We start from the raw sequence: 17179 nt of genomic DNA, 5'->3' as shown, positions 1-17179 counted from the left end.
ATCAGGCCGCGGCCGTGGCGGCGACCTGCGCCGGGCTGAGGGCGATGTCGAGGACCTCGCGCACGTCGCTGACCGTGTGGATGGTCAGCTCGCCGCGCACCTCCTCGGGCACGTCGTCCAGGTCCGGCTCGTTGCGGGCCGGGATGAGCACCGTGGAGATGCCCGCCCGGTGCGCCGCCAGCAGCTTCTGCTTGACGCCACCGATCGGCAGGACCCGCCCGGTGAGCGAGATCTCGCCGGTCATCGCCACGTCACCGCGGACCTGGCGGCCCGACAGCAGCGAGGCCAGCGCGGTCGTCAGCGTCACACCGGCCGAGGGTCCGTCCTTGGGCACGGCGCCCGCCGGGAAGTGGACGTGGATCGAGCGGTCCTTGAGCGCCGTGACGGGCAGCTCCAGCTCCGCTCCGTGGGAGCGCAGGTAGGACAGCGCGATCCGGGCCGACTCCTTCATGACGTCGCCCAGCTGGCCGGTCAGCGTGAGCCCGGTGTCACCGGTCTCGGGGTCGGCCAGCGACGCCTCCACGTAGAGCACGTCGCCGCCGGCGCCGGTGACCGCGAGGCCCGTGGCCACGCCCGGCACCGAGGTGCGCTGCTTGGCCTCGGGCAGCGACGACTCCGGCACGAACCGGGGCCGGCCGAGGTAGCCGGTCAGGTCGTCCTCGCCGACCGTGACGGGCAGCTCGCCGCCCGCCGCGATCTTGCGCAGCACCCGGGCGACCGAACGCTCCAGCGACCGGACCCCTGCCTCACGGGTGTATTCGGCGGCCAGCCTGCGCAGCGCGGCGTCCTCGACGGTGACCTCCTCGGCCGTGAAGCCGGCCTGCTCCAGCTGCCGGGGCAGCAGGTGGTCGCGGGCGATCGCCACCTTCTCGTCCTCGGTGTAGCCGTCGAGGGTGACGACCTCCATCCGGTCGAGCAGCGGCCCGGGGATGGCCTCCAGGACGTTGGCCGTGGCTAGGAAGAGCACGTCGGACAGGTCCAGCTCGACCTCGAGGTAGTGGTCGCGGAACGTGTGGTTCTGCGCCGGGTCGAGCACTTCGAGCAGCGCCGCGGTGGGGTCGCCGCGGTAGTCGGCGCCGACCTTGTCCACCTCGTCGAGCAGCACGACCGGGTTCATCGAGCCGGCCTCGCGGATCGCCCGGACGATGCGGCCGGGCAGCGCGCCGACGTAGGTGCGCCGGTGGCCGCGGATCTCGGCCTCGTCCCGGATGCCGCCCAGCGCGACCCGGACGAACTTCCGGCCCATGGCGCGGGCCACGGACTCGCCCAGCGACGTCTTGCCCACTCCGGGAGGGCCGGCGAGGGCCAGCACGGCGCCGCTGCGGCGGCCGCCCACCACGCCGAGCCCTTGTTCCTGGCGGCGCTTGCGCACGGCCAGGTGCTCGATGATGCGGTCCTTCACGTCGGCGAGGCCGGTGTGGTCGGCGTCGAGCACCGCCCGTGCGCCCGTGATGTCGTAGACGTCCTCGGTCCGCTCGTTCCAGGGGATGTCGAGGACCGTGTCGAGCCAGGTGCGGATCCAGCCGGTCTCCGGAGACTGGTCGGACGTCCGCTCCAGCTTGTCGACCTCCTTGAGCGCGGCCTCGCGGACCTTCTCCGGCAGGTCGGCGGCCTCGACGCGGGCCCGATAGTCCTCCTCCTCGGTCTCGGTGGAGTCACCGTTGAGCTCCTTGAGCTCCTTGCGGACCGCGGCGAGCTGCTGACGCAGCAGGAACTCCCGCTGCTGCTTCTCCATGCCCTCCTGGACGTCCTTGCGGATCGTCTCGGCCACGTCGAGCTCGGCGAGGTGGTCGCGCGACCACTCGATCAGCCTGGCCAGCCGGTCGGCCGGGTCGGCGGCCTCCAGCAGCTCGACCTTCTGGGCGGTGGTCAGCCAGGGGGTGTAGCCGGAGCTGTCGGCCAGCAGGGACGGGTCGTCGATCTGGTTGACCTGGTCGACCACCTGCCAGGCGCCGCGCTTCTGCAGAATCGTGGTGGCCAGGGCCTTGTACTCCTTGGCCAGCTCCTGGGCGCGCTCCCCCACGGCGACGGAGTCGATCGTGCTGGCCTCCACCCAGAGCGCGGCGCCGGGACCGGTCGTCCCGCTGCCCACGCGCACCCGGCTGACGCCGCGCACCACCGCGGCCGGCTCACCGCCGGGCAGCCTGCCGACCTGCTCCACGACGGCCTGCACGCCGATCGCGCCATAACGTCCGTCGATGCGGGGAACGAGAAGCACCCGCGGTTTGTTGAGCCCGGATGCCTGGGCGGCGTCGATCGCCGCGCGCACCTCGGAGTCGGACAGATCCAGCGGAACCACCATGCCGGGCAGGACGACCTCGTCGTCCAGCGGCAGCACCGGAAGGATCAAGCTTTCACTCATGCGAACTCCTCAAGGTTGAGTTATACAGACTCAATTCATTGGAGCCCATCGATGTTCCCTTCCCTGCCGGTGTTCGCTCACAGCGATCGTAATTTTGTAAGCTCATACCTGTGATGGTCAGACCTGAGGGGGACGCCAGGCGGACCCCGCCCCCGTAGGCTGGTCGGGTGATCTCGGCCGTGGTGAGCCCCTTCGCGCTCGCGCTGTGGCGGGGAGAGGCCGACCCGCCGTCGCCTCGTTCACGGCGGCTCGACCTGCCCGTGCCGCGCCGGCTGCGCGTGATCGTGCCGTTCCAGAGGCTCGATGTCGTGGTGATGGCCGATCTGCTGCTGACCTGGGTCCTGTTCGGCGTCGTGACCGGCGACGTCATCGAGTGGAACGCGAGCGTCGGCGAGCCGTTGTGGGAGGGGCTGATCTACGTGGCCGCCGGCGCCGTGGTCGCGCCGATCGCCCTGCGTGACCGGTGGCCGCTCGCGGCCTGGCGGACGGCCGTCGTGCTGGCGCCGTTCTGGATCTTCGTGGGGATCACGATCACCCTCCCGCAGGGCGGCATGCCCTACCCGGCGTGGGCGGCGATCATGTATCTCCTGGTGCTCTACTCGGTGTCCGTCCGCTGTGACCGGCACATCGCCTTCGCGGCCTGGATCATCACGGTCCTCGCCCTGTGGATCATCCAGCCCAACAGCATGATCGTCGGCACGGTGATGGTGACGGTGGCCGTCACGTTCGGCTACAACGTGCGCGTGCGCCGCACCGCCACGGCCAAGCTGGTCGAGGAGGAGCACCGCACCCAGGTGGCCGAGAGCGCCCAGGCGGTGCTCGCCGAACGCGCCCGCATCGCGCGCGAGCTGCACGACGTCGTCGCCCACCACATGTCGGTGATCGCCATCCAGGCCGAGGCGGTGCCACTGGAGGCGGCGGGCGATCCCGCGCGGCTGGAGGCGGGCCTGGCCGAGATCCGCGCGCTGTCGCTGGAGGCCATCGCCGAGCTGCGCCAGGTGCTCGGCGTGCTGCGCGACCAGAACGGACGCACCGACACCGCGCCGCTGCCCGGCCTCGACCGGATCGACGACCTGGTCGCCCACGCCCGCTCCGCCGGGCTGGCCGTGCTGATCAAGCGGCCCGGCTCGCTCGACGGGCTGCCGCCCGCCGTAGGCCTGTCGGCCTACCGGATCCTGCAGGAGTCGCTCAGCAACGCGATGCGCCACGCGCCCGGCGCGGCGGTTGCGATCGAGATCGCCCGCGACGACCACGACCTGCTCTTACGGGTCGCCAACGGGCCCGGCGCGACGCCCGGCGGCGCCCCGGGGGCCGGCCAGGGGCTGGTGGGCATGCGGGAGCGGGCGGCGCTGCTCGGCGGCGTCCTGGAGGCGGGGCCGGCCGAGGAAGACGGATTCCGGGTGGCGGCCAGGCTGCCGATCGCGGGAGCGGAGGGGACGAAGTGATCCGGGTGCTGATCGCCGACGACCAGGGCATGGTGCGGACCGGGTTCGGCGTGTTCCTGAGCGCGCAGCCCGACATCGAGGTGGTGGGAGAGGCGGCCGACGGCGCGCAGGCGATCCAGCGGGCCGCCGCGCTCGCCCCCGACGTGGTGCTGATGGACGTGCGGATGCCGGTCATGGACGGGCTGGAGGCGACCAGGCGGCTGCTGTCCGGCGGCGAGGGCCCCAAGGTGCTCATCCTCACCACCTTCGACCTCGACGACTACGTCTACGAGGCGCTGCGGGCGGGCGCCAGCGGATTCCTGCTCAAGGACGCCTCGGCCGCGCAACTGGCCGAGGCGGTGCGGGTCGTCGCGGCCGGCGACGCGCTGATCGCGCCGGCGGTCACCAGGCGGCTGATCCGCGAGTTCGCCCGGCTGGGCGGGCCTCGCGCTCCGGAGGCGCGGCGGCTGGCCGGCCTGACGGAGCGCGAGACCGAGGTGCTCACCCTGGTCGCCCAGGCGATGTCCAACCAGGAGATCGCCGGCAAGCTGGTGGTGGCCGAGCAGACGGTCAAGTCACACGTGGGGCGGGTGCTGATGAAGCTCGGCCTGCGCGACCGGGCCCAGGCGATCGTCTACGCCTACGAGACGGGCTTGGTCCGGCCGGGCGAGTGACGCTTGCCGCCGGGCCGTCCCTGGGCGATCAGCACGATGTCGGTGCTGTCGATCGCCCCGTTCTCGATGGCGTGGCAGCCGAGCCTGGCCTGCAGCAGTCTCTCGTACGCCTCGACGGCCGCCGGGTGCACGGCCAGCTCCCTGGCCAGCCGGTCTCCCTGCCTCAGCTCCGCCCAGGCGGTCATCACGCGGGGCAGCTGCTGCCAGACGAGGGCCACGATCGCGAAGACGTAGCCGGCCGCCATCACCCCTCCGGCGTATTCCAGGGCCGCCGCCGACGGCGCGTCCAGCCAGACCTTGGCGGCGAGGCCCGAGCCGCCGCCCAGCGCGGTCGGCGAGACCAGCAGCCCGATCGCGGCGCCCCGGGATGAGCGCCCGACCCGCGTCCCTCGCGACGAGGCCATGCCGGCCGCCTACGCGGAGGAGTCGTCACCGTCGGCGGCCTCGTCCGTGTCGGGCTCGGGAGTTCGCGACACATGAGAGTGACCGAGCAGATACGCTGAGTAGCCGACAACGATTGGGATGACACCTGCCTCATTCGGGGTGACGAACATGGGGAATTGGTGTTGAGTCATGTCGAGTCGCCTTTGTTGTGCCTGACGGGGCGTCAACGGGACGAGGGGGACGACTCCTGCTGCAACAGGATGCCGTCGCCCCCCTCGTCCCACGAACGCACGAGTTGCCGTAATACGCATAACGGGCCTCCCGCTTTCCCTTTAAGGAACTCGAGAGACCCACGAGAAATGGATCTTAGATCCACTCCTCCTCCAGGTCGGGTGTTTCCCGAATAACGACCGAACATGAAAGAGAATCTCGTTCACGTTCAGTTCAGAGGGCATGTTGGGCCCGCCTGACGGAAGAGTACATAACATCAAGTCCGCCTCGCTCGCGTACTCGTGAATCAAGCTCAGATCAATTCCGGCGCACCTACCTCATTGATCACACTCCATTCCGCATCCGGCCATGTCCCCTCGATGCCATTCCGGTCTGATGCGATATTTTCGGCGCGACGCGGGACACCGTCCGGAAAGTGCGCGATCGACGGGCAGGCCGTACGGTCGACGACTGGATCCGGTCGCCGACCGGTTCGAGGAGGTCAACATCGCCGTGGGCCTGGAGCGTCCTCCGCGGCTCAACAGCGAGTTCGCCCCCTACGTGCCGGAGGCGCGGCGGATGCCGCCTCAGGAAGCAACCTGGACAGCGAAGTATGCATGGAAGAGATATGCGATTCGCGATGCAACGAGCGGTGGAGCGATCGGCGCCGCCGCCGCACGAGGGGCCGCCTGACGAGGCCACGGCCGAGGACGTCGTGGCCGAGCTGTTCCTGACTCAGCGGCTGGGCCTGGCCTGGTTGAACGGCGTCTGCCGGTCGCCGGTGATCCTTCCCTCCTTGATCCACCACGGATCTCCTGATCCGAAGCTCTTGGGGTCCCCGCCAGAGATCCGGGCGGCCTGGTGACCGGTCCCTGAACGGGCCGCATCGCCCCGCGTCCCCCTCCGGTACTACGGCGAGGTTCAACCCCTGCGGTGATGCGGGCGCACGGCCGCTCTTCGTACCTTCGAGCACATGTTTCGACACGTCGCGGCAGCGGGTCTGCTGGTGTTCGGCGCGGTCCTGGCGCTGCCCGGGCAGCAGAGCGGGCGTCTGGTGAGGGTGTACGGAGATCTGGCCACGGCCGAGCGGGTGGCGATCATCGTGCCCGGCGCCGACACCACGGTCAAGACGTTCGAGGAGGACACCAAGCGGCCGGGCGGCGCGGCGCGGGCGGTGCTGGCGGAAGCCGCCCGGGTGGCCCCCGGCGACCGCCTGGCCGTGGTCGCCTGGCTGGGCTACGACGCGCCACCGACGTGGAGTCTGGGCGCCGTCACCGACGCGGCGGCCGGCCAGGGGGCCACGGCGCTCCGGCGCACCGTCCACGACCTGCGCACCCGGACGGCCGCGCCGATCGCGTTACTGTGCCACAGCTACGGGTCGGTGGTCTGCGCCAAGGCCATCCCCGGGCTGCCGGTCGCCGACCTGGCGGTGTTCGGCAGCCCGGGCATTGGGCCGCTCCCGGCGACCGTACCGGCGACGACCATGCCCGAGCCGGCGCCGAGCGCGAGGGTGCAGGCCGACGGCACGGAGACGGAGCGGGACAGGCCGAGGACGGCGCCGGTCGAGGCGACGGAGGCCGAGCGGTCTCCCGTCAGGTTGTGGGCGGGGCTGGGGGCGAACGACTGGATCAGATGGGTGGCCGGCTTGAAGGCCGGGCCGCTCGGCTTCGGCGGCGATCCCCTGAGCCAGAGCGCGAGGATCTTCGAGACCGGAGCCATCGGGCACAGCGACTACTTCGCCGCCGGCACACCCTCGTTACGCAACCTCACCCTGATCGCCCTCGGCCGCTCCAGCCAGGTGACCCCCGCTTGACCTGGCTCGCCGGTCCTGGCGCCTGGCGGGCCGGCGCGCGCCCGGCCCCCACATCCGCTCATGCCACCGGCGTCGCCGGTCCTCGTGTGACCGCCGTGATGCTGGGGAAGAGTTTAATGACGTAGTGTCGTCATCGGCTTGACGTCGTCGGCGGAGCTTTGTGACACTGTGTCATAAAACTACCGAACGCCCTGGGGTGAAGTGTGACGCCGTTCTCCGAAGCCTTGAAGCACGCCACCTGGAGCGACCACGAGTCGGCCGAGGGCGAGAGCTACCTGACGGAGCTGATGGGCGGCCGGTTGAGCGCGCACGAGTACGGCGAGCTGGTCGCTCAGCACTATTTCGCCTATGTGGCGCTCGACGGTGTCTCCCGGACACTGGCCGATCATCCGGTGGCCGGGCCTTTCGTCTTCCCCGAGCTCTACCGTGAGCCGGCCCTGGAGCGAGACCTGGTCACGATCTACGGCGAGGGCTGGCGTGACCGGATCACGCCGTCCAAGGCCACCCAGACCCTGGTCGCTCGGATTCACCAGGTCGCCGACTGGCCGGGCGGCTACATCGCGCATCACTACACCCGCTACATGGGCGACCTGTCGGGCGGCCAGTTCATCCGGATGGAGCTGCAGAAGATCTACGGCTACCAGAAGGGCGACGGCGGCGTCGACTTCTACGTGTTCGACGAGATCGGCAGCCTGCCCCGGTTCAAGAACGAGTACCGCGCCCGGCTCGACGCGCTGGAGCTGGACGAGCAGGAGCGGCAGCGGATCATCCGCGAGGTCAAGCTCGCCTACCAGCTCAACACCGAAGTGCTGACCGAGCTCCGGCACGTCCTCAACGCCGCCGCCTGAAACCGGCCGGAGGCGGATCGACGGCCGCGGTCCGGTCCTCCGGCCTACCATGGGCCTATGCCCCGCATCTCGGCCGCCACGATCGGCGAGCATCGCGCCCAGACGCGCGACCGCATCCTGCTGGCGGTCTCGCGCCTGTCGAGGGCGCAGGGGATCGACTCCATCTCGATGACCGACGTGGCCAGCGAGGCCGGCATCACCCGGACCGTCCTCTACAACTACTATCCGGACAAGGCGACCCTGCTGCTCGCCTTCACCGAGCGGGTCACCCACTACTTCATCGAAAGCTACGAGCGGGAGCTGCCCGCCGGCGCCTCTCCCGCCGACCGGCTGCGCGCGTTCGTGCGGTTGCAGCTCGCGGGCCTGGTGGCTCACCCGCATCCGGGGGCGGCCGACCTGAGCGCGGCCCTCGGCCCCGACGCCTACCAGCGGCTGGCCGAGCACGTCGCGCCCATGCACCGCATCCTGGTGGAGATCCTGGAGGGTGGCGTGGCATCGGGTGACTTCCAGGTGGCCGAGGTCGCGGCCACAGCCCGCATGATCTTCGCGGTGATCGGCGCCGAGCGGCTGCCCCTGATCAACGGCACGGTCTCCGTCGAGAAGGCCGACGAGCTGGTGTCGGGCTTCGTGCTCAGGGCCCTCGGCAACGTCTCCTGAGCGCGGCGGCCGGGCGAAGGCGGGCCCGTTCCTGTCGTAGGACGGTGACAGGATGGGGCCCATGCGCAACGAGCAGGTCGAGCTCAGGTCGGCACGGGGCCGGTGGATCCTGGCCGCCACGGTGCTCGGTTCCGGCATGGCCATGCTCGACGGCACGGTGGTCAACGTCGCCCTGCCGTTCCTGGGTGAGGAGCTCGGCGGCGGCATGGCCGGGCTGCAGTGGACGATCAACTCCTACACGCTCACGCTCGCCGGGCTGATCCTGCTGGGCGGCTCACTCGGCGACCGCTACGGCAGGCGCAGGGTGTTCGTCATCGGCACGGTCTGGTTCGCGCTGGCCTCCGCGCTGTGCGCGCTGTCGCCGAACATCGAGTTCCTCATCGCCGCCCGCGCGTTGCAGGGGATCGGCGGCGCGCTGCTGACGCCGGGCTCGCTGGCGATCATCCAGGCGTCGTTCGTCCGGGGTGACCGGCCGCGGGCGGTCGGCGTCTGGTCCGGGCTGGGCGGGGTGGCCAGCGCCGTGGGCCCGCTGCTCGGCGGCTGGCTGGTGCAGACGGCGGGCTGGCGCTGGGCGTTCCTGATCAACCTGCCGTTCGCGCTGCTCGTGGTGCTGGTCACGGTGCGGCACGTGCCGGAGAGCCGCGACGAGCAGGCCGTCGGCCGTTTCGACGTGCTCGGGTCGGTGCTGGCCGCGCTGGCGCTGGCGGGGATCACCTACGGGCTGATCGAGGGGGGCGCGCCGGTGCCCCTGGTCGCCGGCGTGCTCCTGGGGGCGGCGTTCGTGGCGGTCGAGAGACGGCGGTCGCCCGACGCGCTGGTGCCCGTCGGGATCTTCCGCGACCGGGTCTTCACGGCCGTGAACATCGTCACGCTGATCATGTACGCCGCGATGGGTGTGGTGTTCTTCCTGCTGGTGGTGCAGCTGCAGGTGGTGTCGGGGTTCTCGCCGGTCGCGGCCGGGGCGGCGCTGCTGCCGGCGACCGTGCTGATGCTGCTGCTGTCGCCTCGGGCCGGCGAGGTGGCCAAGCGGCACGGGCCGCGCTGGCCGATGACGGCCGGCATCCTGACGGCGGGGGTCGGCTTCCTGTGGATGAGCACGATCGGCCCCGGCGCGTCCTACCTGCTTCTGGTCATGCCCGCGGTGACCGTGTTCGGCCTGGGCCTGGCGGCGGCGGTGGCGCCGCTGACCGCCACCGTCCTGGCCAGCGCCGACGAGCGCTACGCGGGCACGGCGAGCGGCGTCAACAACGCGGTGGCGCGCACCGGCAGCCTGCTCGCGGTGGCCGCCGTGCCGCCACTGGTCGGCCTGGTGGGTGACGCGTTCAGGCAGCCGCAGGTGTTCGACGCGGGGTTCAAGGCCGCGATGCTGATCAGCGCGGCCATGATGCTCGTCTCCGCGGCGATCACGTTCTTCACGATCCGGGCCAACGTCCTCGCCCCCCAGGACCTGCCTGACCGGCCGCGCGTCGCCGACACGTAGGAGTCAGGTCGCGTGGCGAACAGGTCACGCGTGGCCTTCAGGTCGCGGACGCGTCGTGGTCAGGTCGTGGTCAGAAGGTGAACGCCTGGCTGCGGACGCTGTTGTCGAAGTTGGACAGCAGCAGCTCGGGCTCACCGACCGAGCGGATGCCGGGCAGCCGGGTGAGCAGCTCACGGAACATCGTGCGCATCTCCTGCCTGGCCAGGTTGGCGCCGAGGCAGAAGTGGGGGCCGGGGCCGCCGAAGCCGACGTGGGGCTTGGTGTCGCGGGTGATGTCGAAGCTGTCGGCGTCGGGGAAGACGCTCTCGTCGCGGTTGGCCGAGCCGTAGAAGAGCACCACCTTGTCGCCCTTCTTCAGCTCCAGGCCGCGCAGGGAGTGGTCCTGCGTCACCGTACGGCGAAACTGCATGATGGGCGAGACGTAGCGGACCATCTCCTCGATGGTGTTGTTGATGTGCGCGTCGAAGTCGCTCGTCAGCAGCTCGCGCTGCGCGGGGTTGTCGGTGAGCAGCTTGATGCCGTGGGCCATCGTGTTGCGCGCGGTCTCGTTGCCCGCCACCAGCAGCAGCGCGAAGAACGAGCCGAGCTCCTTGTCGGTGAGCTTCTCGCCATCGGGGTTGGCGGTGACCAGGAGCGAGATCAGGTCGCCCTGGGGGTCGGTGACGCGTTCGTGGCCGAGCTTGATGACCATGCGCTGGAGGGCGAGCAGGGCCAGCATGTTCTGGCCGGCCATCTGGACGCTGCGGGCGAGGCTCGGCCGCACGCCGGTGTAGGCGGTGGAGATGTCGACGTGCTGGTGGACCTTGGCGCGCAGCTCGTCGGGGATGGCCAGCATGTCGCAGATGACGTGGATCGGGAGCCTGGCCGCGACCTGGTCCACGAAGTCGCGCGGCCCGTCGTTCACGACGTCGTCGACGATCTGGGCGCACGCGGTCTCGATGTCGCTCTGCAGACCGGCCAGCATGCGGGGGCTGAACGAGCGGGTGACGATGCGGCGCAGCCTGGCGTGGCGCGGGTCGTCCATGTTGACCATCGACTCGCCGAACACCTGCTTGATCCAGCCCGGAGGTTCGGGGTTGGTCACGGCCGGCTCGCTGGAGAACACCTTGGCGTTGCGGCTGGCCTCGACCACGTCGGCATGGCGTACCAGGGCGTAGAAGCCCTTGCCCGAGCGCAGGAGCGGCACCTTCTTCTCCGGGAAGAACACCGGATGTTCCAGCTGTCTGAGCCGGGCGAACGCCTCGTGTCGCTCTTTAAGTGGTTTGCGCCAGAAATCCAGATCAGCGAGGTCGATGTCCACCCGCCTATCCTGGCACGTTCCCATGGGGTTCAGCCCAGGTTCGAGTAGGCGGTCGAGGTGCGCTCCGGGCCGGACGGGCGCACCGTCCGGATCGGGAGTGTCCGGGGCGGCGGCGGCGTGTGGGTGAGGGCGTTGGTCACCAGGTCGCCCAGCATCTCCCCGAGCCGACGCCCACCCGTTCGACGAGGTAGCCGCAAGGCCCGGCGGACCACGTCACGGGACGGTGGGCCGCCGCGCCTGGTTGCTCAGACGGGCAGTGCCTCGCGCAGGGCCGCCGCCGAGGTGTAGTGGACGCCGGTCATGCCCGCCAGCCGGGCGCCCTCGATGTTCTCGGGGCGGTCGTCGATGAACACGACGTCGGCGGGATCGGTGTCGAGCTCGCGGGCCACCTCGTCGAAGATCTCCCGGTCCGGTTTCACCAGGCCCATCCGGCCGCTGTAGAAGCGCCGCTCGATGGCGGCGATCCACGGCAGCTCGTCCAGGCCGTCGGCGAGGCAGACGGGCGCGTTGGACAGCAGCGCCACGTCGCCTCCTCCGGCCAGCAGCTCGCCGAGCAGGGCGACGCTGCCCTCGTCGGGGTAGGCCCAGCTGGCCACGTCCATCGCGACCAGGCGGGCCAGCTCGCCGTGGGAGACGGGCCTGCCGAGCACCGCCGACCAGTAGCCGGCGGGTGTCAGCGAGCCACGGTCGAACTCCAGCCGGTGCTCCCAGTAGCCGCGGCTGAACGCCGCGGGGTCGACGTCGACGGCCCGGGCCATCGCCTCGGCGTCACGGTCGGACTGGGGCAGGGAAAGGACGCTGCCGTAGTCGAAGATGAACCATGTCATGCCAGGTAGGGTCGCAGATGCGGCGGGATCGCGGGGCAGGCCAGATACTTCTCCACGGTGTGGAAGTCGATCCAGTCCAGGTTGACCAGCTCGGTGAGGTCGACGCCGGTGAAGCTGTCGCACAGATCGGGCGGGATGGCCGCGATGTCGTCCTTGTCGGCGATGTTCACCCAGCGCCTGACCCCGGCGGGGCGTCCGCCGCGGCCGTTGATCGGGGCGGGCAGCAGCCGCTCGAAGACGACGTTGCGCATGCCCAGCGGGCTGCCGAGAGTGAGCAGCAGGTCGATCCGCAGGTCGGGGTTGGCCCAGAGCGCCTCGTAGGTCACGACGCTGCCGAGGGAATGGGCGACCACCACCTTAGGCTGATTTTTCCGGATGACCGCCGCGACGGTCTGGCGCGATCTCTCGCGCTTCACCGGGTCGGTGAGGTAGGCCGCCACCTCCGGCGCGAACAGCGTGGCGAACGCCGCCGACCGGCTGTCGAGCCTGGTCAGCAGCCATCCCGCGAACGTCTTGAGCGCCCCGGTGACGTGCTCGCCCATCCCGAGCTGCCCGGCCCACTCGACGAGGACCTTGTGGGCGGGGGCGTCCATGGCGGCGAGCGCCCGCGGTCCCTCGGCCGGCTTGCGGTCGTGCAGGTGGTGGGCGAAGTAGGCGACCTCGCTGAAGCGGGGGCGGGGCTCTCCCCCGAGCGCCACCCCCAGGTAGCGGTCCCACTTGAGGCGCATGGCCTCCGCCGCCCCGGTCACCGAACCGCCGGCGTCGAGGTAGTACTTGTACTTGCCGATCCCGTGCACGCCGACGATGCCCGCCACAGCGCCTCCCCACTCACCCCGGATTGTCCAGGCGATATTGGCATACGCCGCCCGCGTTCGGCCGTCAACCATTCGAGCCACCTTTAGGCTTGCCTAAAGGTTTAGGTAGAGCTAAAGTAGAGGCATCTGAGCAACCGAGGCTGAGAGCGAGCCGAGATGGCCTTCCGCCGGAGCACGCGGGACGAGGGGGCGGGTCCGGGCGGCCTCGCCCAGGACGTCGTCGACGAGATCACCTGGTATATGCGCGAGCACAAGATAACCCGCGCCGACCTGGCCATGTCGATGGGCGTCTCGCCCGGCCGCGTGAGCCAGATCCTGTCCGGCGACGAGAACCTCACGCTCCGCACGCTCGGCGCCGTGGTCGCCGCGCTCGGCGCCCGGCTCGACCTCACCCTGAGCGACGCCGAGGACTCCGCCGACCTCGGCTCCGGTGCGCGGCTCACGGGTGCGGACTGACCGGCTCGATGACCGTACGCGACCGTGACGGCGGCACGTACCTGGGCAGCGACCGATGGCCGGCCCGGTAGGCCGAGGCGAGCAACCGCAGCAGGTCGTTCTCGGCGTCGTGCCGCAGGATCCCGTGCAACCGGGTCAGATCGTGGAGATAGCGCTCGTACCTGGCCAGCTTCGTGTGCCGCGACCCGCCGAGGGCGGTGACCACCTTGGAACGCGAGGCGCCGTCCTCGATCAGCGCCGCCACGTCCAGCCTGCGCTCGATCGCCTCCAGCCGGGCGTGCACCCGTTCCCTGCGACGCTGCTCAGGCGCGAGCCGGTCGCAGATGCGCTCGTGGTAGCGGATGGCGGCCAGGCTCAGCTCGTAGACGCTCCACGAGTCGTCCACCCGTCTCTCGCACCAGACCCGCTGGTCCTCGGCCATCGCCTGGTCCAGCCGGGCGAGCAGCGACACCAGCCAGAACGTCGCCATCTCCTTGCCCACCGTACGGCGCTCGGGCTCGCCGGCCCGGACCTGGCTGAACCACAGGCCGCTCGGCGCCACCGCGCCCAGCAAGGTGGACAGATACTGGTCGAGCACGATGCCGCCCACCAGCGCGACCGAAGCGGACACCAGCCCTGTCAGCATGACGATCGCCACCGCCAGCCGCCGGCCGGCGGGCCCGAACGGCCGCCCCTTGCCCTGGCAGCGCAGCAGCAGGAATCCGATGGCGGAGACCATGGCCAGCCCGACCGTGAGCCCCACCTGCCCGGGGGTGACCTCCTGCATGGAATCCGCCCTCCGTGCGGGATGTTGGATTCCATAGTCGCAGCGATGATGGGCAATGGAAATGCTGTTGCCTGTCACATATGTCCGCCAGATACGGTGAAACTCACACCACGCGCCTTCCACGACAGGAGCACGCCACCATGCCGGGGCCGCTGATCGTCAACGACTCGGTCGTCGTTCCCGACGCCGAGCTCGTCTGGCGTTTCTCGCGTTCGTCCGGTCCGGGCGGGCAGGGCGTCAACACCACCGACAGCCGGGTGGAGCTCACCTTCGACGTGGCGGCCAGCACCGCCCTGTCTCCGGCCCTGAAGGCCCGCGCGATCGAGCGCCTGGGCGCGCCGGTCATCACGATCGCCGCCTCGGAGCACCGCTCCCAGCTACGCAACCGGGAGGCCGCCGAGCAGCGGCTGGCCCAGCGTCTGCGCGAGGCGATCGCCCCGCCGCCGAAGCGCCGCCGCCCCACCAAGCCGAGCCGGGGCGCCGTCGAGCGCCGCATCGTCGCCAAGAAGCACCGCGCCGACCTGAAGCGCCTGCGCCGCGACCCCTGATCCACACCGTGGGCGCCTCAGGCGAGTGGGGCCGCGCAGGTCACGTCCAGAGGCGCTCCGGGTCACCGGCGTTCAGGAGCTCGGTGACGTCGTCCAGCGGCGGGTAGATGCGTTCTTCCACGATGGTGCGTTTGAGGTCCTTGGCGCGGTCACCGGTGAGCTTGACCGAGCGTTCCCATCCGGTGGTGAGGATGGCGCCGGCCGCCCCCAGGTCGAGACAGGTCACGTAGGGCTGGGGCGCGAACGCCAGGGAGGGACGCCCGAGCAGGTCGGCCGCGGCGTTGTGGCCGGCGTACCTGCCGAGCGGAATCGCGTACTGGCAGCTCTGCAGGGTCGGATGGTCGGGGTCCGCCATCGCGGCCGCGGTGTCTCCGGCGGCGAAAACCTCCGGTGACTCCGGCACCCGCAGGTGCCGATCGACGCGCAACCTGCCCAGGCCGTCATGGCTGCCCTGGATGTGCCGGGTGAGAGCGCTCGCCGCCATGCCGGCCGTCCACACGGCGGTGTGCGCGGAGAGCTCCGTCCCGTCGGTGAGGTGGACGTGGGTGGCGTCGAGCGACGCGACGCTCGAGTCGAGACGGACCTCGATGCCGAGTTCCTCCACCGCGGCGCTGATGACGGGACGCGGCCCCGGGCCGAGCTCCGGCCCGAGCATGGCCGCTCGCTCCACCAGCACGACACGGACCTCGTGGGCGGCCGATCCGGCGAGCGCGCGGAGCCGCCCCACCAGCTCGGTCGCCACCTCCAGGCCGGTGAAGCCGGCCCCGACGACCACGGCGGTGAACCGGCCGGATCCCTCGGGCCGGGCCGGCAGCGCGCGCAGATGGCTGTCGAGGGCGACCGCGCGGGCAAGGGTGTCGACGTCGAACAGATGCTCGCCGCCGGGCAGGTCCGGCCGGCGCAGGGCGCTGCCGCTGGCCAGGATGAGGCGGCGGTAGCCCAGCCGCTCCGTGTGCCCGTCGCCGTGCGTGACGGCGACCGAGCGGTGTTCGCCGTCGATGGCCGTGACGATCCCGGGCAGCCGGTTGACCCCGACAGGGTGCAGAATCCGTTCCAGCGGCACCCGCAGCGCCGCCGGGTCGGCTTCGTACAGGCGGGGGCGGATGACGAGATCGTCGCCCGGGGTGACCATGGTGATCGTCAGGTCGGCACCGTGCTCATCGCGTAACCGGGCGGCGGCCAGAGCGCTCCACACCCCAGCGAATCCGCCACCAATGATCAAAATATCTGACATCTCGCCTTACCTCCGTATACGCAGGATGGAAACGCATGTGGCCCAGGACGGGGGCGTCGAACGGCCCGCCGTGGTCGTCTCCACGTCGCTGACCAGCGCGACAAGGGATGGGTCATTCCGGGGAGTCCTGGCCGAAGGTCTCGGTCACGCCGTGGCGGCGCAGCTCCTCGGTCACGGCGTGACGGGCGTTGCGCCCGGCGGGCTCGGACATGGGCGCCGGCTCGCCGTCGCCGGAGGTGGCCGGTCGCATCCAGATCCAGGCGCCGAACGGTCATCGTGGCCGGGACCTCCTCCGGGCGGAGCGCCTGCGCCCCTCGTTCACCATGTGCTCCGGGTACTTCGTCGGTGGTCCACGAGCGCTGTCCAGCGTGCGGGATGCCACTGTGCCGCCGTGATGGGCGCGCAGCAGGGGCGGCAAGGCCGGACCCATTCCTGATAGACCTCGGTAATCGTATAATGGGATCCTATTCATCCCCTGAGAGGCCAGTCAAGCGGCTGTTTCGACGTTATTGGATACAACTCTGCCGTCCCCCGCGGAGGCGACTGTTCGTCCATCGCCGCACCGCCGTTGACTCTGGCGCCCTTCGTTACGGGAGAGGTCGCCGACGGCGGTCGAGCCAGCCCTTGGTGAGCGAATGTAGGATCCAATTATCCAGAAGTGACCGGGCTGCGGAGAGAACGGAGAGCGATGGCATCCGACGCGCAGGAGTGGCGGACACGGCGTCAGGCAGGCGAGTCGCTGAGCCACTTCGTCACGCGGGCGATCCGGGAGGCGATCGTCAGCGGACTGCTCGCTCCCGGCGAACGCATCCCGCAGGAGCAGATCGCCGGCGTGCTCGACGTGAGCCGCATCCCCGTACGCGAGGCGCTCCGGCAGCTGGAGAGCGAGGGCCTGGTCCACCTGACGCCCAACAGCTTCGCCCGGGTCGCGAAACTCGACATCACCGAGGTCAGCGAGATCTACCTCATGCGCGAACGCCTCGAACCGCTCGCGATCGAGCTCAGCGCGCCCCGACTCGACGAGGCACAGCTCCGGCGGCTCCGCGACCTGCACACCGACATCGAGGCCGGCTGGGACAACCCCGAGACGGTCCTCCAGCTCGACCGCGAGTTCCACCTCGCCTGCTACCAGGGGGCCCCGCCCCGGCTGCGGCGGATCGTCAGCGACTTCTGGAACGCCACACAGCATGTACGCCGGGCGTACGCCGACACGGTCCGACCCGGCGACGACGAGCACGAGGTGATGCGCGCCGAGCACTACCTCATCTACATGGCGCTGAAAGAGGGCGACGGCGACCAGGCCGGGGCGCTGCTGCGCGGCCACATCGCACGCACCCGGACGCGGCTCGAACGTGAGCCGTCCGGCGAGGCCCCTGCCTGA

Annotated in this window: 19 protein-coding genes; 10 read left to right on the top strand and 9 right to left on the bottom strand. The window is 70.6% G+C overall.

Annotated features, from left to right (window positions below):
* Position 1: 1 nt before the first annotated feature.
* The gene (lon, locus tag AC5L3X_RS25440) at positions 2–2362 is read right to left on the bottom strand and encodes an endopeptidase La (RefSeq protein WP_494860134.1); all 2361 of its coding nucleotides are present in this window, start codon (positions 2360–2362) and stop codon (positions 2–4) included.
* Between the two features lie 167 nt (positions 2363–2529).
* On the opposite strand from lon, the gene AC5L3X_RS25435 reads away from it, so the two are divergent.
* Both AC5L3X_RS25435 and AC5L3X_RS25430 read left to right on the top strand, forming a co-directional pair.
* Positions 2530–3807, top strand: coding sequence for a sensor histidine kinase (locus tag AC5L3X_RS25435; RefSeq protein WP_494860132.1), 1278 nt, complete (start codon positions 2530–2532; stop codon positions 3805–3807).
* Positions 3804–4460, top strand: a complete 657-nt coding sequence (locus tag AC5L3X_RS25430) for a response regulator (protein ID WP_494860130.1) — start codon at positions 3804–3806, stop codon at positions 4458–4460. The genes AC5L3X_RS25435 and AC5L3X_RS25430 overlap by 4 nt, the downstream gene beginning before the upstream one ends.
* Here the strand turns inward: AC5L3X_RS25430 and AC5L3X_RS25425 are convergent.
* Positions 4427–4864 carry a hypothetical protein gene (locus AC5L3X_RS25425; RefSeq protein WP_494860128.1) on the bottom strand — a complete coding sequence of 146 codons (438 nt, stop codon included), beginning with the start codon at positions 4862–4864 and terminating at the stop codon, positions 4427–4429. The genes AC5L3X_RS25430 and AC5L3X_RS25425 overlap by 34 nt on opposite strands.
* Positions 4865–5694: 830 nt before the next feature.
* Here AC5L3X_RS25425 and AC5L3X_RS25420 point away from each other — a divergent pair.
* From AC5L3X_RS25420 to AC5L3X_RS25400, 5 genes are all read left to right on the top strand, one after another.
* The gene (locus AC5L3X_RS25420) at positions 5695–5919 is read left to right on the top strand and encodes a hypothetical protein (RefSeq protein ID WP_494860126.1); all 225 of its coding nucleotides are present in this window, start codon (positions 5695–5697) and stop codon (positions 5917–5919) included.
* A 108-nt stretch (positions 5920–6027) separates the two neighbouring features.
* On the top strand, positions 6028–6867 hold the full coding sequence (locus tag AC5L3X_RS25415; protein ID WP_494860125.1) for an alpha/beta hydrolase: 840 nt from the start codon (positions 6028–6030) through the stop codon (positions 6865–6867).
* Positions 6868–7070: 203 nt separating this feature from the next.
* Positions 7071–7715: a biliverdin-producing heme oxygenase gene (locus tag AC5L3X_RS25410; protein WP_494860123.1), complete on the top strand. Its 645-nt coding sequence runs from the start codon at positions 7071–7073 to the stop codon at positions 7713–7715.
* A 57-nt stretch (positions 7716–7772) separates the two neighbouring features.
* Positions 7773–8372, top strand: coding sequence for a TetR/AcrR family transcriptional regulator (locus tag AC5L3X_RS25405; RefSeq protein WP_494860121.1), 600 nt, complete (start codon positions 7773–7775; stop codon positions 8370–8372).
* Positions 8373–8433: 61 nt separating this feature from the next.
* Positions 8434–9852, top strand: a complete 1419-nt coding sequence (locus AC5L3X_RS25400; RefSeq protein ID WP_494860120.1) for an MFS transporter — start codon at positions 8434–8436, stop codon at positions 9850–9852.
* Positions 9853–9922: 70 nt separating this feature from the next.
* Here the strand turns inward: AC5L3X_RS25400 and AC5L3X_RS25395 are convergent, their stop codons facing one another.
* From AC5L3X_RS25395 to AC5L3X_RS25380, 4 genes are all read right to left on the bottom strand, one after another.
* Positions 9923–11152, bottom strand: coding sequence for a cytochrome P450 (locus AC5L3X_RS25395; RefSeq protein WP_225262947.1), 1230 nt, complete (start codon positions 11150–11152; stop codon positions 9923–9925).
* A gap of 29 nt (positions 11153–11181) precedes the next feature.
* Entirely contained in the window at positions 11182–11307 is a 126-nt protein-coding gene (locus AC5L3X_RS25390; protein WP_494860119.1) for a hypothetical protein, read from the bottom strand.
* A 90-nt stretch (positions 11308–11397) separates the two neighbouring features.
* Positions 11398–11979, bottom strand: a complete 582-nt coding sequence (locus tag AC5L3X_RS25385; protein WP_494860118.1) for an HAD family hydrolase — start codon at positions 11977–11979, stop codon at positions 11398–11400.
* The gene (locus AC5L3X_RS25380; RefSeq protein WP_494860117.1) at positions 11976–12794 is read right to left on the bottom strand and encodes a hypothetical protein; all 819 of its coding nucleotides are present in this window, start codon (positions 12792–12794) and stop codon (positions 11976–11978) included. Before AC5L3X_RS25380 ends, AC5L3X_RS25385 begins: the two co-directional genes overlap by 4 nt.
* A 156-nt stretch (positions 12795–12950) precedes the next feature.
* On the opposite strand from AC5L3X_RS25380, the gene AC5L3X_RS25375 reads away from it, so the two are divergent.
* Positions 12951–13250: a helix-turn-helix domain-containing protein gene (locus AC5L3X_RS25375; protein ID WP_189125350.1), complete on the top strand. Its 300-nt coding sequence runs from the start codon at positions 12951–12953 to the stop codon at positions 13248–13250.
* Here AC5L3X_RS25375 and AC5L3X_RS25370 read toward each other — a convergent pair.
* Positions 13234–14016, bottom strand: a complete 783-nt coding sequence (locus AC5L3X_RS25370) for a hypothetical protein (RefSeq protein WP_189125349.1) — start codon at positions 14014–14016, stop codon at positions 13234–13236. The two genes, AC5L3X_RS25375 and AC5L3X_RS25370, sit on opposite strands and share 17 nt — an antisense overlap.
* 140 nt (positions 14017–14156) lie before the next feature.
* Here AC5L3X_RS25370 and arfB point away from each other — a divergent pair, with 140 nt between their 5' ends.
* Positions 14157–14564, top strand: coding sequence for an alternative ribosome rescue aminoacyl-tRNA hydrolase ArfB (gene arfB / locus AC5L3X_RS25365; RefSeq protein WP_189125348.1), 408 nt, complete (start codon positions 14157–14159; stop codon positions 14562–14564).
* Between the two features lie 40 nt (positions 14565–14604).
* On the opposite strand, the gene AC5L3X_RS25360 is transcribed toward arfB, so the two are convergent.
* Together AC5L3X_RS25360 and AC5L3X_RS25355 are read right to left on the bottom strand one after the other, a co-directional pair.
* The gene (locus AC5L3X_RS25360) at positions 14605–15798 is read right to left on the bottom strand and encodes an NAD(P)/FAD-dependent oxidoreductase (protein WP_494860115.1); all 1194 of its coding nucleotides are present in this window, start codon (positions 15796–15798) and stop codon (positions 14605–14607) included.
* 112 nt (positions 15799–15910) lie between these two features.
* Positions 15911–16048 (bottom strand): hypothetical protein, encoded by a 138-nt coding sequence (locus AC5L3X_RS25355; protein WP_494860113.1) that lies wholly within the window; start codon positions 16046–16048, stop codon positions 15911–15913.
* 438 nt (positions 16049–16486) lie between these two features.
* Between AC5L3X_RS25355 and AC5L3X_RS25350 the strand changes: the two genes are divergently transcribed.
* Positions 16487–17179 carry a GntR family transcriptional regulator gene (locus AC5L3X_RS25350; RefSeq protein WP_494860112.1) on the top strand — a complete coding sequence of 231 codons (693 nt, stop codon included), beginning with the start codon at positions 16487–16489 and terminating at the stop codon, positions 17177–17179.

Source organism: Nonomuraea sp. CX421 (genome assembly GCF_059358955.1).
The sequence above is the reverse complement of the archived record's forward strand: the minus strand, read 5'-3'. Positions and strand labels throughout refer to the sequence as shown.

What these genes read in the sequence shown, in the direction of transcription:
- lon (WP_494860134.1), bottom strand. Translation starts at nt 2,362, where the DNA reads ATGAGTGAAAGCTTGATCCTTCCGGTGCTGCCGCTGGACGACGAGGTC.
- AC5L3X_RS25425 (WP_494860128.1), bottom strand. Translation starts at nt 4,864, where the DNA reads ATGGCCTCGTCGCGAGGGACGCGGGTCGGGCGCTCATCCCGGGGCGCC.
- AC5L3X_RS25420 (WP_494860126.1), top strand. Translation starts at nt 5,695, where the DNA reads ATGCAACGAGCGGTGGAGCGATCGGCGCCGCCGCCGCACGAGGGGCCG.
- AC5L3X_RS25415 (WP_494860125.1), top strand. Translation starts at nt 6,028, where the DNA reads ATGTTTCGACACGTCGCGGCAGCGGGTCTGCTGGTGTTCGGCGCGGTC.
- AC5L3X_RS25405 (WP_494860121.1), top strand. Translation starts at nt 7,773, where the DNA reads ATGCCCCGCATCTCGGCCGCCACGATCGGCGAGCATCGCGCCCAGACG.
- AC5L3X_RS25400 (WP_494860120.1), top strand. Translation starts at nt 8,434, where the DNA reads ATGCGCAACGAGCAGGTCGAGCTCAGGTCGGCACGGGGCCGGTGGATC.
- AC5L3X_RS25390 (WP_494860119.1), bottom strand. Translation starts at nt 11,307, where the DNA reads ATGCTGGGCGACCTGGTGACCAACGCCCTCACCCACACGCCGCCGCCG.
- AC5L3X_RS25385 (WP_494860118.1), bottom strand. Translation starts at nt 11,979, where the DNA reads ATGACATGGTTCATCTTCGACTACGGCAGCGTCCTTTCCCTGCCCCAG.
- AC5L3X_RS25375 (WP_189125350.1), top strand. Translation starts at nt 12,951, where the DNA reads ATGGCCTTCCGCCGGAGCACGCGGGACGAGGGGGCGGGTCCGGGCGGC.
- AC5L3X_RS25370 (WP_189125349.1), bottom strand. Translation starts at nt 14,016, where the DNA reads ATGCAGGAGGTCACCCCCGGGCAGGTGGGGCTCACGGTCGGGCTGGCC.
- arfB (WP_189125348.1), top strand. Translation starts at nt 14,157, where the DNA reads ATGCCGGGGCCGCTGATCGTCAACGACTCGGTCGTCGTTCCCGACGCC.
- AC5L3X_RS25360 (WP_494860115.1), bottom strand. Translation starts at nt 15,798, where the DNA reads ATGTCAGATATTTTGATCATTGGTGGCGGATTCGCTGGGGTGTGGAGC.
- AC5L3X_RS25355 (WP_494860113.1), bottom strand. Translation starts at nt 16,048, where the DNA reads ATGCGACCGGCCACCTCCGGCGACGGCGAGCCGGCGCCCATGTCCGAG.
- AC5L3X_RS25350 (WP_494860112.1), top strand. Translation starts at nt 16,487, where the DNA reads ATGGCATCCGACGCGCAGGAGTGGCGGACACGGCGTCAGGCAGGCGAG.